Below are 16,001 nucleotides of genomic sequence, written 5' to 3'. Positions count from 1 at the left end.
TACGTAATCGGCTCGGAAATGGGTAATCGGTAATCAGTAATCCTATAGCGTTTCCTGTAGGAATTGTAAAAAGCGATGCAACGCGGTCTGCCCTCTTCTGACTTCCCTACTCCCTGCTCCCTACTCCCTGCTCCCATTAACCTAGGACTTTGTACCTCACCCAATTGAGAACTGCTATAGTTATGATTGATATTAGCGATCGCAAACTCCTAGTATTTGAACTAGCCTACGGTGGACACTATGCCAGCTATATCCGGCACTTAGCTGAGTATTGGTGTAAACAAGACTTACCAGGTCATCTGGATATCGTTGTCTCACCCCAATTTGTGCAGCAGCACCCTGATGTCGTTGGTATTGCGGCAAAACATGATCACAAAAACCTCAACTTTGTAACCATCACCCCAGAAGAAGCAGCAAGTCTGATTCCTAGGAAAACCTCTATCCATCGCGCTTTCCGTTCCTTTCAGGAGTGGCGATTACTCCGTAAATATACCACTGCCCTAGGGACAACCCAATGTTTGCTGCTGTACTTTGACTCTTTCCAAGCAGCAGTAGCTTCAGGAGCAACACTTCCCTGTCCATTTTCTGGGATTTATTTCCGACCAACATTCCATTACAGCACCTTCGCTGACTATACCCCTTCTTGGAAAAACCACCTACAGCACTGGCGGGAAAGGTTTATTATCCTGCCTCGGGTTCTACATCATCCAAAGCTGCGCAATTTGTTTTGCCTTGATTCGTTTGTGGTCAAACCTATGGAGCAATTTCATAGCAAAACTAGAATCCTTCATTTGCCAGACCCAGTACAAACCTACGATGTCCCTGACCCCAATCAGCTAGAAGAATTTAAGCAAAGATTGAGGATTGCTCCTGGTAGGACAGTCTTTCTTCTGTTTGGAGCACTATACGATAGGCGCAAAGGTATTCACCAGGTACTCGAAGCAATTTCTAGCTTATCCCCTACCCTGTGTAATCAGATCTGTCTGTTGTTAGTCGGTCAACTGTTCGCTAAACCAGAGTCACCGATTCAGCAACAGATTACAGACCTATCTCAATCATTACCAGTACAGATTATAGTCCAGGATCAGTTTATCCCTGAACAGGAGGTGCAATGGTATTTCCATAGTGCAGACATTATCTTAGCTCCTTACCAAGGTCATGTTGGCATGAGTGGCACCCTCGTACAAGCAGCAGCAGTTCAGAAACCTCTTTTAGCATCAAATTACGGTCTGATGGGAGCAATCACTCGCCTTTGGCGACTTGGTATTACCATAGACGCCACCAAACCCAGTGAAATTGCTAAGGGATTGACCCAGTGTTTACTGGAGTCTCCCGAAAAATTATGCGATCGCTCCAAAATGAAAGCTTTTGCAGTGCAGAATTCAGCTGAACGTTTTGCGAGTATTTTACTTCAAGATATATAGCGTTTGTATTTGAGTTGTGAACATATAATTGATGGGAAAAGGGAACAGGGAACAGGGAATAGGGAACAGTAGTCAAGAGAGCGGAGTAGTTTTTGGTGTTATTAAAAATCCGCATTTGTTTTGATTAATTTTTTGTAAAAGCTATCTATCATTAGAATCAATTAACATAAATATTTTGAGTTTAAATTGTAGTTTAAAAAAGTGATATAACTTATGAAAGTTGGTATATTAACATTCCACAATACGACAAACTATGGTGCAACTCTCCAAGCTTATGCTCTGATGCAGGTAATCCAGAGTCAGGGTCATGAGGTTGAATTAATTGACTATAGACCTTATCGAGTTGGCCTAGCATACCTAAAACATCTCTATGTCAACAAATGTTTCCGATTCCGCTACTCAATCAGTAATACAGTAAAGTCTTGGAAAATGAGACAATTTTTACTGTCTAGAATGGGATTGAGTAAACTAAAATTTTATAGAAAAACTAGTCTTGATAGTTGGAATCCCGATTATGACGTAGTTGTATGCGGCAGTGATGAAATTTGGGAACTTGGGAAAGTTATTGAATCTATTCCCCTAGGCACTGACTTCTGCTTATCGTATTTTTTCGACTTCATTTCCAATCCCAAAACTCGAAAAGTGAGCTATGCCCCTAGCTGTGGTCCCACAAAAACCTTTGGTAACCATCGAGAGCAAGTTTCCCAACTACTCAAAAACTTTCATGCTATCTCAGTTCGGGATGCCCATAGCCTGAAATTGTTGAGTGAAGAGTATGGTATCCAGGCAACCAAAGTCCTTGATCCTACCTTTCTCGCTGACTTTAAAGACATCACTGCTTCGGTGCCAATTCAACAGAAATATATCTTAGTATATGGTGCCCTGTCTGGGGATGAACAAAATTATGTGAAAGCAGTAGCAGATAAGGAAGGGTTAGAGATTATTTCCATTGGTTATCCTTGCCAGGTTGCCGATGTTAATCGAGTAGATATAGGGCCAGAAGAGTGGCTAGGTTACTATGCCCAAGCATCCTACGTGTTTACAAGCTTCTACCATGGAACTATATTTTCAATTATTTTCAACAAGCCCTTTACTACATTTAGTCGCTCTACCACAGGAGACAATAAATCCAAAAAAGTTCAAGACTTATTAAAAGATTTGGATCTCGAAGACAGACTTTTGAACGTCAATAGGATTACTTCCCCTCAGCCTCAACTAAATTTAGAATTGAATTTTGACACAAGTAAGCTACAGCAAATGATTGGTAAATCTAACGCTTATCTATCTCAAGCCCTAAGTGCCTAGCTGTTTGACCCGGTGGTGCGTCCCTAAAGTCACAGGCTAGAAGCCTGTGCCACAGAACTGTTCCCTGTTCCCTGTTCCCTGCTCTTTTCCCCCCTTATTAAGGGGGGTTAGGGGGGATCGCTGCTCCCAGACCTTTGTACCTAAACCAATTTAAAACTGCTATAGTTTAGTGATGTATTTGTTCCCTTCCGCCAATAGAAACTATTTCAATATTCGCAATACCTTGCGTAGTATCCGGAAACTTTTCGACCTGTTCAAGAATTATTACTATGACTTTAGGAGATTTTACCAAAAATCTGCTCTATTAGATGAATATAGTACAAAAATTAGACATCAAGGACGTATTATTGCTCATTATCATGTGATTGAGAAAGGATTATCCTTAAAAACCCCGAGAACAGGGTTTGGCACAGATGTCGTCAACAACTTACTTTCAATCCTAAACAGTTATCAAAAACAGTATGGATTGGATGAAATCGGACAAGTTGCCTTAAATACGTTATTTAGTTATTATCAATTCAATTTGAGCAGAGGGCAAGATAATCAAGAGTTATTAAACCAGTTAAACTACCTCAAATCAACTATTCCCGAAAAAGTAATTTGTAGAACAGAAGGAGGAGTCAAACATGTTGTAAAACAAGACATTGTTAAACCAGCAAATTTCAACTTTAGAGAGTTTGTTAACTCAAGGCATAGTATCAGAAACTTCGCCTCAGGTACGGTACCAATCAATCTCATAGAAGATGCCGTTTCCATGGCCTTAAGAACTCCTTCCGTTTGTAATCGTCAAACCTGGAAAGTCCATCTTTTCAGTGATGCTGAAATCAAGAAAAAAGTTCTCAGTCATCAAAACGGTAATCGAGGCTTTGGAGACACAGCTGACAAAATACTTATAGTAACCTCTGATCTTAATTACTTTACTGTCCCAGGAGAAAGAAATCAGGGATTTATTGACGGTGGTATGTTTGCGATGTCCCTGATCCACGCACTCCACTCTCTTGGTATAGGTACTTGTTGTTTAAATTGGTCTGTAACCTACAAAGTAGACCAAGCTCTACATCGTGATGCTGGGATTAGTGACAGTGAAATTATTATTATGATGATTGCTATTGGACAATTACCTGAGCAATTTTGTGTAGCTCAGTCTTCTAGGAGAAAAGTACAAGATATTTTAATCACCCATTAATAGTATAGCGCTTTCTATCCTAATGAGGTACACAGGATTGTTTACCTCTTGCCTCTTGCCTCTTGCCTCTTGCCTTTTGCCTCTTCTCTGTTCCCTATTCCCTGTTCCCTGTTCCCTAAAATCCACAATTGTGTACCTGACCCAATTGATAAATGCTATAAGACAATACCATTAGCCTAGCTTGATAGGTATCTTAAGATGAATTGTATGAATCAACTTCGCATCGCTTGGCTGCTGCCAACAGCAGGACTTTACTGGCAACCTCTGCTAAGTGAATTTACGCGATTGTTTCCCCAAACGACCGTATTTGCTGGACTTTTTCCTGGATTTATTCATGGCTTTGAAGAATCTTTTCTACTTAAGGAAGTAGGAGGAATGAAAGTTATGGGAAGGAATAAGCCATCAAAAACTTACAGTTCCTTCTTCACCTACTTACCTCCAAAGATTATTGTTCAGCTACTTGATTTTAAACCAAATGTAATTTTCTCCAATGCCTTCTCCCTCTGGACATTACTGGCGTTACTGTTTAAGCCATGGGGAAAATGGCGAGTCGTAATCATTTGCGATGGTAGCTCCCCTGGTGTAGATTATCAAGGGTCATGGTTTCGTTTATTGCTACGACGTATAATTGCACGGATTACCGATGGGTTTATTACCAATACCAGTGCCGGAAAAGCTTATCTTACCGAGTTTGTTAAAGCTAGGGAGAATAGTATTTTTGCCAGACCCTATCTAGTCCCAGATATTAGAGCATTATCACAAACGATTGAAGAGTCTAAACTAGACAAGGTAAAACAGCAGCATCCTGTATTTCTCTATATTGGAGCACTCTTTCCTAGGAAAGGTTTACATAAACTGTTAAAAGCTTGCTCCATGCTCCAGACCAAAGGATATCAAGACTATACCGTGCTAATCGTTGGTCGTGGAACTCAACACCAGGAACTTGAGAGCTTGGTTAAAACCTATAATCTAGAAAATCAAGTCAAGTTGGTTGGATTTGTTGAATACGGAGGTTTAGGAACCTATTTGCAAAACGCTGATGTTTTTTTGTTTCCTACTCTTGAAGATGTCTGGGGTATGGTAGTACCAGAAGCCATGGCTTTTGGTAAACCTATTCTCTGTTCAAAATGGGCAGGAGCAGTAGAAATGGTGGTTGATGGTGAAAATGGCTATGTGTTTGACCCCCATGATTCTGAAGAATTGGCTGAATTGATGATCCGATTTATCAATAACCCAGATTTGATTAACAAGATGGGAGAAAAATCCCAACAAATTATGGCTAGCCATACCCTAGAGGCAGTCTCAAATTCTTTAGCTGACGTTGTGGAATTTGTCTGGAATGGTCAGCAAAAAACCGTGTAAGCTGACAGCGGTCAGCGGTCAGCGGTCAGCTTTTGAATAAAAGAGGTAAGCATTCGTTAAGTCACGCACCCTACTAAGGTCACAGGCTAGAAGCCTGTGCCACACAACTACTCCCTGCTCCCTACTCCCTACTCCCTGCTCCCTACTCCCTGTTCCCGACTCCCGACTCCCGACTCCCGACTCCCGACTCCCGACTCCCGACTCCCTTTGCTATATGCCTGAAGTATCTACCAAAAAGCCTGTATACATTGTTATCCCCGTTCACAATCGCAAGGATACCACCCTGGCTTGTCTAAACAACCTGGAAAAGTGTGGTGATCTCCAGCAGTATCATGTCGTAATTGTGGATGATGGTTCCACTGACGGCACTAAAGAAGCAATCAATACCCTGTACCCAGACGTAACAGTTTTACCAGGTAATGGAGACCTCTGGTGGACAGGAGCAACTGCTCTAGGTATGGAGTACGCCTACGACCAAGGAGCAGAGTATTTTATTTTGCTAAATGATGACTGTGCTCCTGCTCCAGAAACTCTGCCAGGACTGGTCAAATTTATGGCTACTCATCCAGATACCCTAGCTGCGCCTACCTGTTACGTTCAGGAATCTAATTCACTGACTGTACATCACAACGGTTTTCAAGGTCGAAAAGGGTGTTTTGCTAAACCCGGTGAAATCCTATTTGTTGACGGTATGTCTGGCTGGTGTGTCGGCATTCCGGCTTCTGTATTTTCTAAAATTGGACCTCCAGATGCTAAAAAATTTCCTCACTATTCGGGAGATGATATGTACACCTTCAAAGCAACTCGCTCTGGCTTCAAAGCTTGTCTAATTGGAAACCTTAAGGCCATTTTAGTCGGACCGGTTCACGATCAACTAGGTTTCCATAAATACTTTAAACGTGGCCTAAAGCCAGGTAGAACCTTCCAAGCCTTGTTTTGGAATAAAAAATCTCCCTATCGTATACCGACTAAGTTTTTTTACTTCACGGAAAAGTACGGATTTATATTAGGAACACTTCTATTTTTTAGTAAGCTCATTTCGTGGTTAGGACGGTGGGTGAAACTTCTATTTATTTATGGCTTAGGTAAACGTGCTTAATTAAGCAAAAATGAATTATGAAAATTTTTCATGTAGGGTGTTCCGCATCTCCTCAAGGAGTAGATGGGGTGAACAATACAGTCTGGTCTGTTGCTAATGAACAGACTAATTTTGGACATCAAGTTACGCTTATAGTGGATACTAAACCGGATGAATTTGCCATAGAGTTTACTGCAAAAAATGGTGTTAAAATAATTCATATTCCAGCCAATACTTGGGGTTATGATTCCAGACTAATCAGTAATCTGCTTGATTCTAAACCGCCACAGATTGTGCATATGCACTCCGTATTTCTTCCCAAGCAAGCCACCTTGGCTAGGAAGCTAGTTCGGAAAAAAATTCCCTATGTGATTACCCCTAATGCTATGTCACCCGAACTTCTGGAACGAGGTAGGGTGAAGAAAAGTCTTTACAGCTGGCTAATCGAAAAGCCTAGATTCTCTCAGGCATCTGGAATTTCTGTGGTAACACCCAAAGAAGAAAAAGCAGTGCGGGCTTTTGTTCCTCCTTACAAAGGTAGAATCCGTTGGGTGCCAAACCCGGTAAATCTTCAACAATTAGGGACACACAGCTGGAGAGGCAATCTAAACCAGAAGCGGCTAGTTTACCTGGGTCGCTTTGATATCCTACATAAAGGCATAGATATCTTGGTAGAAATCGCACGGTTTTTACCACCAGAGATAGAAGTCCATTTGTATGGCACTAAAGATGCTAAAACCAACAAATGGATGGAACGTCTCCAACGTAACCTCCCTTCAAATGTTTACTTCCACGATCCAGTATTTGGAGAACAGAAAGCTAAGGTACTTTCTGAAGCTAGCGTTTACATTCAAACCTCTCGTTGGGAAGTGTTTGGGATCTCGATAGCAGAGGCAATGTATTTGGGAGTACCTTGTGCTGTAGCTGATACCGTTAACCTTGCTGAACTTTTTGACAAAAATGACTTAGGTTTAGTATTGCCTTCAAACCCTAAGAAAGCAGCTAGCTGTCTGACAGAACTTCTGGCTGAGCCGACTCAGCTTCACCATTGGTCAAAACGCGCACAATCCTATGCTCAAGCCCACTTTCAACCAAAGGAAGTGGCGTTGGGTTATTTACAGCTTTATAAGGAGGTATTGGGAGTATGAAAGTTCTAATTTCTGCCTATTCCTGTGAACCAGGTAGAGGGTCTGAACCTGGAGTTGGCTGGAATATTGCCCGGGAAATTGCTAAACACCATGAAGTCTGGGTCTTAACTCGACCCGATGAGAGTGGGGAGGTCATCAAGGCAGAACTAACCCGTAATCCTGTGCCTAATCTCCACTTTGTCTACTTTACTCTGCCGGTCTGGGGCAGTGGCTGGCGCTGGGGTTCCAATGGGGCAATGCAAATTCACTACTACCTCTGGCAGATACAGGCGTACTTCGTTGCTCGTCGCCTGCACCGCGAGATTGGTTTTGACCTAATCCACCACGTCACCTTTGTTAAATACTCAAGTCCCAGCTTCCTCTCCCTGCTACCAGTTCCCTTCATTTGGGGCCCAGTGGGTGGTGGCGAGTCTGCACCGATAGCCTTTTGGAAAGATTTTAGCTTCCGAGCCAGACTTTACGAAACGGCTCGCTATCTCGTGCGCTGGATCGGGGAGCATGACCCTTTTGTATATCTTACTGCCCAAAAGAGTGTGTTAGTGCGAGCAACCACTTGGGATACCGCTAAGCAACTGTACAAACTTGGTGTCACTGATGTACAGATTCTTCCGGAGTCTGGTTTACCAGCGGAAGAGATCCAGCGTCTGGCTGATTACCAGATGCCTGAGACTGAGCCAGTCAGGTTTATTAGCATGGGTAGACTCTTGCACTGGAAAGGGTTTCACTTGGGAGTACGAGCCTTTGCCAAAGCGAATCTACCAGATGCCGAGTACTGGATTGTCGGGGATGGTCCGGAATGGCAGCGGCTTCATACCCTTGCGGAAGAGTTAGGGATTGCCCACCAAGTCAAATTCTGGGGTCGGCTACCTCGGGAAAAGACCTTACAGAAGCTAGGGGAATGTCATGGCTTGCTTCATCCTAGCTTACATGATTCTGGGGGATGGGTTTGTATGGAGGCAATGGCGGCTGGTCGTCCAGTAATTTGCCTAGATTTAGGGGGACCTGCTGTCCAAGTAACACAGGAGACTGGCTTTAAGATTCAAGCTCATCATCCTGACCAAGCAGTGGGTGATTTAGCTAAAGCAATGGTGCGTTTGGCTGAAGACTCCGAACTGCGAAAGTCGATGGGGCAAGCCGGACAGACATTAATGAGCCAACACCATAGTTGGCAGATTAAAGGGGAACGGTTAGCCCAAGTCTATCAAGCGATCGCTGCAGACAAAGGATTAGTTCAGTGCGTATCTTAAGTTTACATAATCGGTATCAAATCCGTGGTGGAGAAGACGAGTGTCACGAAGCAGAGGTGAGACTGTTACAGGAGATGGGTCACTTGGTGGACGTCTATGAACAGGACAACCAAAGGGTGGCAGAGTTAGGCCATCTCAAGATGGCTGTCAAGACGGTTTGGTCTCAGGAAGCTCATCAAACTGTCAAACAGCAGTTAAAACAGCACTCCTATGATGTTATCCACATCCATAATTTTCTGCCATTGATTTCCCCGTCGGTCTACCATGCTGCCAAAGCAGAAGGGGTGCGGGTCGTACAAACTTTGCACAACTACCGTCTTCTTTGCCCCAATGGGCTGTTTTTCCGGGATGGAGAGGTTTGCGAAGACTGTCTAGGGAAATCAGTGCCTTTACCGGGTATCTTACATAGCTGCTATCGGAATAGTTTTGCGGCTACAGGAGTAGTCAGTGCGATGCTTAGTGTACACCACACCCTACAGACCTGGAGCGATATGGTGGATACCTACATTGCTCTGACGGAGTTCGCCAGGCAAAAATTCATTGCCGGTGGTCTGCCAGCAAACAAGATAGTGGTCAAACCCAACTTTGTTTACCCTGACCCAGGAATTGGAGAAGGAGACGGCAATTTTGCCCTCTATGTCGGTAGACTTTCTGTAGAAAAGGGACTAGACACCTTACTGAGTGCTTGGGAACACCTGGATAGCAAGATACCCCTCAAGATTGTCGGAGATGGTCCTTTAGCCAGTCAGGTACAACAGGCCGCTCAACGACTTCCCCAAGTGGAGTGGTTAGGACGCAAACCCATGGCTGAGGTTCATGAGTTATTGGGCAAAGCCATGTGTTTAGTCTTTCCTTCCAAGTGGTACGAAACCTTTGGTCGGGTAGCCATCGAAGCTTTTGCCAAAGGGACCCCTGTGATTGCTGCCAATATTGGTGCGATCGCAGAACTAGTAGAATCGAGTCGGGTTGGGCTTCACTTCCGTCCTGGTGACCCTTTTGACTTAGCAAGCAAGGTAGACTGGCTAGTCTCACATCCTACCGAACTGGCTCAGATGCGTCGAGAAGCTCGCTCAGAGTATGAAGCCAAATATACTGCTACAAAAAACTATCAACAACTCCTTGATATTTATAGCAGTTCTGAATCGGGTGAGGTAGCTCGTCCTGGGTTTGCGGGAGTAGGGAGTAGGGAATAGGGAAAGAGCGGGAAGTGTGGGAAGTGTGGGGAGATGGGGAGATGGGGAGATGGGGAGATGGGGAGATGGGGGGATGGGGAGATGGGGAGATGGGGTGATGGGGAGATGGGGAGATGGGGAGATGGGGAGATGGGGAGATAAATGAAAAGATTTTTATAGCAGTCGAAGTAAAGGTTAAGACATATTTATGCTCCCTGCTCCCTGCTCCCTGCTCCCTGCTCCCTGCTCCCTAATAATTTTCAAGACTTAATAATTTGGCAAAAAGGCATGGATATAGCCGAAAAGTGTTATTTAATGACTTCTAAAGTGTGATAGCGTTTTTCATAGCTATGAGGTACACAGGATTTTTTCCCTGTTCCCTCTTCCCCTCCTGGGAGGGGTTAGGGGTGGGTTCCTCTTCTCTGTTCCCTGTTCCCTGTTCCCTGTTCCCTTCTGTTCTCCTTTCCCGACTCCCTACTCCCGACTCCCTACTCCCGACTCCCTACTCCCGACTCCCTACTCCCAAACTAATCATTTAGTATCACAACTACCGAAGAGCCTAAAATTATGACTTTGAAAATTTTCTGTGACCAGAACTATCTCCCAGAAGGCATGAACTATGAGGCCATCCTATACCCCTTTTGGGGCAAGCCTCCAGAAAATCCTGAGGATCCCATTAGTAGTTGTTTTGACCACTATGTAGACATTGGAAAGTCTCTATTTAAGATGTCTTCTCTGGAGGAAGCAGATATTGCTATTGTACCAGTGAATTGGGCACTATGGAATTCTGAATTGGAACATAAAGCCAGACAATTAGCAGAAAACGTTAAATTAGCAGGCAAGCCCTTAATTAGCTTTTTTGGTGGGGCTTGTTCCCATCTTAAATTACCAATTGAAAGTGATTTTGTATTCCGCCACTCTCTCTATCGCTCCCTGAGAAAAAACACCGATTTTACCCTACCTCACTGGAGCGAAGACTTTGTTGAAAACTATCTTGACAACAAAATCAATATCCGCCAAAAACGCTTAAAACCTGTAGTTGGTTTTTGTGGGTATGCCGTCAAACAAAATCCCAAAACCCACTTAAAATTTTTATGGTCTAGAGTCAAAAAGAATGTCTTGAACTCGAAAGCTAGTATCCCTCCCTATAATTGGGGACATGTGTTAAGACTTCGAGCCCTAGATATCTTATCCAAAGACCCTAACATAATCACCAACTTTCTGATTAGAGAACGGCTAGTTTTCTTCAATCAACCGGATTTCAATTTGAAGCAAAAGCATCGCCTTGAATTTGTCCATAACTTAATAGACAGTGACTATATCTTCTGTTGCCGTGGATCAGGAAACAATTCCTTTCGTTTCTATGAAGCATTGTGCTGTGGCAGAATTCCAGTTCTTGTAGATACCGATTGTGTGCTTCCCTACGACTTTGACATTGATTGGAAGAAATACTGTGTCTGGATAAAGGAGAATGAACTTCATTTAATTGGCGATAAAATTGCTGAGTTCCACGACAATCTATCATCCCAGGAATTTGTAGATTTACAGCATGAATGTCGCCGGATTTGGAAAGAGCGAGTATCTCCAGAAGGGTTCTTTAGTAATTTCCATCGTCATCTGCCTATATAGCATTTTTATTTCAATTGTGAACATACTCCCTGTCTTGATGCAGTCGCTCATGGGGGAAACCACGGCAGTCGCTCATGGCGCATGGGTCTGTGTGCGGAACCTGCGTCCGCACCGCTGTTTGCCCCGTGGGAACCACAGTCGCTCATGGGGGAAACCCCCAAGACCGCGCTGCCTCCCCAAGACCGCGCTGCCTCCCCAAGACCGCGCTGCATCGCTTAAGGAAAGGCAAGAGGCAAGAGGCAAGAGGCAAGAGTTAATCAAGTAGCGATGCAGCGCTACTCCCTACTCCCTACTCCCTGCTCCCTACTCCCTACTCCCTACAACCTAGGACGAAAGTACCTCACCCAATTGATAAATGCTATAGCCCATGAACTCACAAGCAGCATATTTTAAACGAAACAAGGGCTTTATTCAGACATCTACCCTGGTATTGTTGGCATTTAGCACTACTTTTTTTCCCCGTCTTCTGGGCTTAGTAGGAGTACCATCACTCATTAATTTTTTCCACTTCGCTGCAGTCCCTTTTGTCTGTGGCGTAGCACTGGTCAAAAGCCGGACTAAGAACCGTAAACAAATTGCCATTGTTCAGGAAATAGTGTTTGGTTTATGGCTATTACTGATAGTTGGGTTTGCTAGTGCTTTATGGAACGGTGCAGGAACAATTAATGTCATCCTAGGTTACCTACTGCTGGCAGAGCCGTTCATGATGCTGCTGGCAATAATTAGCCTACCATTGTCTGCTGCTCGTTTTCAGTGGTTTCAATCCTGGATGACAGGTTTTGTCATTTTCCATCTCTTTTTGATCTATATACAGAAATTTGTTCTGAATTACTGCGACTTACCTGGAGATTGCGACAACGTTCAAGGGGTTTTTTATCGGTCAGGTTCGGGTCACGTGGTTGGGGCTTCAATTTCCTGCACTTTTGCAGTGTACTATCTAGTCTCTGCTAAAAGCCAACCAATTTGGTTACGGGTTTTAGTATTTGTTGCTGGTTTTGGCAATATACTCACCTCCGACGCCAAGCAGGTGCTACTGATGTTTTTGGTAGGCTTTGTCATCCTAGCTTTCACGAATATTAAAGATATTGGAAAAACATTGCTGTATATAATAGGTACAGTTATTTTTATTATAGTATTTACTTGGGCAGTACAAAATGTCCAGGCATTTAGTGCCTTTGCGACCTGGGCTAGACCATCAATTTATGGTCCCGAAGGTGAGGCAACATTGCTCAAGTTTTCAGGAATACGGATTATTCTTACCTATCATCATTCACCGTGGAATTGGGTATTTGGTCTTGGTCCTGGTCATACCATCGGTCGATTAGGAGGGTGGATGATTCGGGACTATAGTGCTTTGTTATCACCATTGGGGTCTACCAGTGTTCCTGTTGGCGAGACTATTCCCGTCAGCCAGGCAGTTTGGCAATATGTGGCCTCAAGTTGGCTAGCGGAGGGAAGTAGTATGTTCTCTCCGTTCTGGGGTTGGGCTGGTATCTGGGGAGATTTTGGGTTTTTGGGGGTAGGAGCTTACTTATATCTTTGCTCCATAGTCTGGCGTCGGGTCTGCCTCGATGAAATGCCTAAACTGCTGATGCTCTCGGTTTGTGTTTGTGGGTTTATTTTCACTCAGATGGAAGAACCAGCTTATATGCTCTATATCGCTACAGTAATTGGTTTGCGATGGCAACAACTGCGTTTGAAGGTTGGTAATTAGGGAGTAGGGAGTAGGGAGTAGGGAATAGGGAGTAGGGAGTAGGGAGTAGGGAGTAGGGAGTAGGGAGTAGGGAGGGTGCATCTCATATTTGTAAAAAAGAAGGGAAGTGTGGGAAGTGTGGGAAGTGTGGGAAGTGTGGGAAGTGTGGGAATTTTATTAGAATTTTTGCTAATTTAATAAAATAGAAAATAGTAGGTGAGTTTGCAAGATAAAAGTCACAACCAAACTAGCACAATTAAGAGCTAATTACGGAAATATCAGTTACGAAGAAATTTATGAATCTACGGGAATCGATCGCCAAGAATTAAGGGAACTCGAAAATGGGGAAGCGAATGCGATGAAGCAAAGCTTCCGCGCTTGTGCGATGAAGCGAAGCTTCCGCCAAAGGCGAACGCTTTTACTACCCTCGCTCAACTCTGTGCTTTTTTTCACTGTAGTCCCAACGATTTGTTGATTGTAGAGTGGGAGGGGGAAGAAATAGCCCCACCTACCGCAGATGAAATAGAGAAAGCTTCACAGATAATAAAACAGGCATTTGCCCGTGCTGAGGCGATGCCACCTGTCCGGAGGAAATTTGGGATAGTTTTGAAGGGACTATCGAGCGAATTTCATCGAGACAATTCACCCTTGATTTTCCAGTTCATGTAGGGTAGGCAGTGCCTACTCTGGTAATAATTCCGGAACATCCGCGTCATCAAAGTTGATAACGTCCCTTGCTACAATATTGACCTCCTTTACCAGAGATAGCACAATATCTTCCAACTCCTCTGCTGTAATGATCTGATACATGTTCCAGACAGTGTCTCTGGCAAGTTCCATCGTTTCTTCAGGTGACAATCCAAATTTACCTTTGCGGGCGGGTAAGAGTACTTCCCCTATGGCTTCATACAAATCCTTGGTACTACCATATTGACTTTCAAAGTGTAAATCACCAATCGTTCCTTTCTCTTTCAAAAGATTGACTGCATCGAACAAGCGGTGCATATACTTGGAAGCGCGATAAAATGTTGTGCCATCATCAACTTCTTCAGCAGTGTAATGACGGATGTCTTTGAGGAAATCTCCTAATTGTTCATTGACAGAATCAAGGATTTGATTCGGTGTCAATGCTGCTAGCACTTCTTGTTTTTTTCCTTGAATACCTTCGACTACATGTAGAATTGTGCCTTTACTGTGATAGGCTTCACTCGCAAAGAATAAAGCGTTACTAAGCTGTCGTTCCACGTCGGCTTTGAGGTTTTGGGCTTCTTCACTATTTTGGTCAGGGAGGGCTGCCACTTGTGATTGCAGTTCCCTGACTTGTAACATCCGATTGTTATAGAGTTCGTTGCTTTTTTCTAATACCAGGTCGGAGTTTGATTCTTCTTGGGCACGGATTTTATGGGAAAGTAAAAGTTGATTACGGAACTGTTCATGGCTTTCTACGGGTTGCAGTTCAATCAAACTTTCCTCTTCAGCAGTGAGTTGCACTGACGCTGTAGGTTCGCCAGTTGCTTCTAATAATTCCTGGAGGCTGATTTGGTAGATATCATTAGCTGTATCATACTGCCGTCTAGTTTCTGCCCGCTTGGTTGAATCAGTAATATCATTAGTCACTTCTCTGACATAGTCGTCCCATTTAATCTGATTCATGTAGCGCCGTTGTTTTAACAGTGCTAGCACATCTTGATCGGCAGTAGTAATGGGGGCGGTTGCTTCGTTAGGACTATCGGCTGGGGCTACCTCACCCACTGAACCGTCCGTAAGAATATTTTCCTTTAAAGTGAGGAAGTTGTTGGTGTAGAAATTGGTGTCAAAGACAGTACCTGGTTGTTTGCCAAAGATTTCCTTGAGGCGGGCATTGAGTTCTTGGACAGCATTGACATCATTAACACTGCCATCAGTCACTCCTAGGGTAACATCATAGTCAGAGGTGAGGTCGCTACTACCCACTGAACTGGCGACCAAACCCGGATAATTTTGCCGCATTTCATCGATTAAGCTATCTATGAGTTGTTTACGGAAATCAACTAATTTCTTTAGGGCTTCGGTATCATTCTTGAGGGTAGCGTGAATGTGTTTCCAGTCGGAGTTAAGACCTTTGATGGCATTTTGGCAGTCCTCATTACTCCAATCCTGGGGTTCCTGTGGGATACTGAGTTGATTGGCTAAGGTTTCGCGGGATTGGTTAATCTCCTGTCTTTGATTATGTTGTTCCCGTCGTAGAAGTTCCTTAGCGATATCTTCCCCTAAGATACTGACAGCGAGATGAACCTGCTTCGCCAGGGCTTCTGCCGGAGAGAGTTCTGATGTTGGGGTAATACGACTGAGTCGAAACTCAAGTTCCCTGAGACTGACTTTTTCACCCCGTTTGAACTTAAGATCTCTGTATTTATATCGCTCACTCCGTTTGAACTTGAGATCTTTGTATTTGTATCGCTCACCCCGTTTGAACTTGACCCGTGATCTTGTCGGCATGATTGCTTCCTTTTGATATTTTGCTGGTATTGACTTTGAGGAAGGTGAGTGGAGGATTGACAGCAACTTTCGCCCCCCTAGCCCCCCAACTTTGGGGGGTTCTTGAGTTCCAGTCCCCCGTACCCTAGCCCTCAACTTTGGGGGGAACAAGTTTCGCCCCCCTAGCCCCCCAACTTTGGGGGGTTCTTGAGTTCCAGTCCTCCGCCCCCTATCCCCCAACTTTGGGGGGTTCTTGAGTTATCTCTGTTCTGTCACTTTCGGATGATGCGTTCGCGAACG

Annotated in this window: 16 protein-coding genes; 15 read left to right on the top strand and 1 reads right to left on the bottom strand. The window is 44.0% G+C overall.

What is annotated here, in order from left to right:
• Window positions 1-164: 164 nt before the first annotated feature.
• The 15 genes from F6J90_RS09760 to F6J90_RS09690 all read left to right on the top strand — a co-directional run bounded on the left by F6J90_RS09760 (window position 165) and on the right by F6J90_RS09690 (window position 13,265).
• Window positions 165-1,424 (top strand): glycosyltransferase, encoded by a 1,260-nt coding sequence (locus F6J90_RS09760; RefSeq protein ID WP_293092491.1) that lies wholly within the window; start codon window positions 165-167, stop codon window positions 1,422-1,424.
• 213 nt (window positions 1,425-1,637) lie between these two features.
• Window positions 1,638-2,729 (top strand): polysaccharide pyruvyl transferase family protein, encoded by a 1,092-nt coding sequence (locus tag F6J90_RS09755; protein WP_293092489.1) that lies wholly within the window; start codon window positions 1,638-1,640, stop codon window positions 2,727-2,729.
• Between the two features lie 172 nt (window positions 2,730-2,901).
• The gene (locus F6J90_RS09750) at window positions 2,902-3,915 is read left to right on the top strand and encodes a nitroreductase family protein (RefSeq protein WP_293094797.1); all 1,014 of its coding nucleotides are present in this window, start codon (window positions 2,902-2,904) and stop codon (window positions 3,913-3,915) included.
• Between the two features lie 22 nt (window positions 3,916-3,937).
• Window positions 3,938-4,090 (top strand): hypothetical protein, encoded by a 153-nt coding sequence (locus F6J90_RS09745; RefSeq protein WP_293092487.1) that lies wholly within the window; start codon window positions 3,938-3,940, stop codon window positions 4,088-4,090.
• A gap of 32 nt (window positions 4,091-4,122) precedes the next feature.
• The gene (locus tag F6J90_RS09740; RefSeq protein ID WP_293092485.1) at window positions 4,123-5,277 is read left to right on the top strand and encodes a glycosyltransferase family 4 protein; all 1,155 of its coding nucleotides are present in this window, start codon (window positions 4,123-4,125) and stop codon (window positions 5,275-5,277) included.
• 96 nt (window positions 5,278-5,373) lie between these two features.
• Window positions 5,374-5,499 carry a hypothetical protein gene (locus F6J90_RS09735; RefSeq protein WP_293092483.1) on the top strand — a complete coding sequence of 42 codons (126 nt, stop codon included), beginning with the start codon at window positions 5,374-5,376 and terminating at the stop codon, window positions 5,497-5,499.
• A complete protein-coding gene (locus tag F6J90_RS09730) occupies window positions 5,492-6,376 on the top strand; it encodes a glycosyltransferase family 2 protein (protein ID WP_293092481.1) in 885 nt (294 codons plus the stop codon). The genes F6J90_RS09735 and F6J90_RS09730 overlap by 8 nt, the downstream gene beginning before the upstream one ends.
• Window positions 6,377-6,393: 17 nt before the next feature.
• Window positions 6,394-7,503, top strand: coding sequence for a glycosyltransferase family 4 protein (locus F6J90_RS09725; protein ID WP_293092479.1), 1,110 nt, complete (start codon window positions 6,394-6,396; stop codon window positions 7,501-7,503).
• Window positions 7,500-8,750, top strand: a complete 1,251-nt coding sequence (locus F6J90_RS09720) for a glycosyltransferase (protein WP_293092477.1) — start codon at window positions 7,500-7,502, stop codon at window positions 8,748-8,750. Before F6J90_RS09725 ends, F6J90_RS09720 begins: the two co-directional genes overlap by 4 nt.
• Window positions 8,738-9,943, top strand: coding sequence for a glycosyltransferase (locus F6J90_RS09715; protein ID WP_293092475.1), 1,206 nt, complete (start codon window positions 8,738-8,740; stop codon window positions 9,941-9,943). The genes F6J90_RS09720 and F6J90_RS09715 overlap by 13 nt, the downstream gene beginning before the upstream one ends.
• Before the next feature lie 329 nt (window positions 9,944-10,272).
• On the top strand, window positions 10,273-10,461 hold the full coding sequence (locus F6J90_RS09710; RefSeq protein WP_293092473.1) for a hypothetical protein: 189 nt from the start codon (window positions 10,273-10,275) through the stop codon (window positions 10,459-10,461).
• Between the two features lie 28 nt (window positions 10,462-10,489).
• Window positions 10,490-11,551, top strand: a complete 1,062-nt coding sequence (locus tag F6J90_RS09705; RefSeq protein WP_293092471.1) for an exostosin — start codon at window positions 10,490-10,492, stop codon at window positions 11,549-11,551.
• 49 nt (window positions 11,552-11,600) lie between these two features.
• Window positions 11,601-11,816: a hypothetical protein gene (locus F6J90_RS09700; protein WP_293092469.1), complete on the top strand. Its 216-nt coding sequence runs from the start codon at window positions 11,601-11,603 to the stop codon at window positions 11,814-11,816.
• Between the two features lie 2 nt (window positions 11,817-11,818).
• Window positions 11,819-11,944, top strand: coding sequence for a hypothetical protein (locus F6J90_RS09695; RefSeq protein WP_293092467.1), 126 nt, complete (start codon window positions 11,819-11,821; stop codon window positions 11,942-11,944).
• Entirely contained in the window at window positions 11,919-13,265 is a 1,347-nt protein-coding gene (locus tag F6J90_RS09690; protein WP_293092465.1) for a hypothetical protein, read from the top strand. The genes F6J90_RS09695 and F6J90_RS09690 overlap by 26 nt, the downstream gene beginning before the upstream one ends.
• A 660-nt stretch (window positions 13,266-13,925) precedes the next feature.
• Here the strand turns inward: F6J90_RS09690 and F6J90_RS09685 are convergent.
• Complete coding sequence (locus F6J90_RS09685; protein ID WP_293092463.1) at window positions 13,926-15,722, bottom strand: hypothetical protein; 1,797 nt, start codon at window positions 15,720-15,722, stop codon at window positions 13,926-13,928.
• Between the last annotated feature and the right edge of the window lie 279 nt (window positions 15,723-16,001).

Source organism: Moorena sp. SIOASIH (genome assembly GCF_010671925.1).
GTDB lineage: Bacteria > Cyanobacteriota > Cyanobacteriia > Cyanobacteriales > Coleofasciculaceae > Moorena.
The sequence above is the reverse complement of the archived record's forward strand: the minus strand, read 5'-3'. Positions and strand labels throughout refer to the sequence as shown.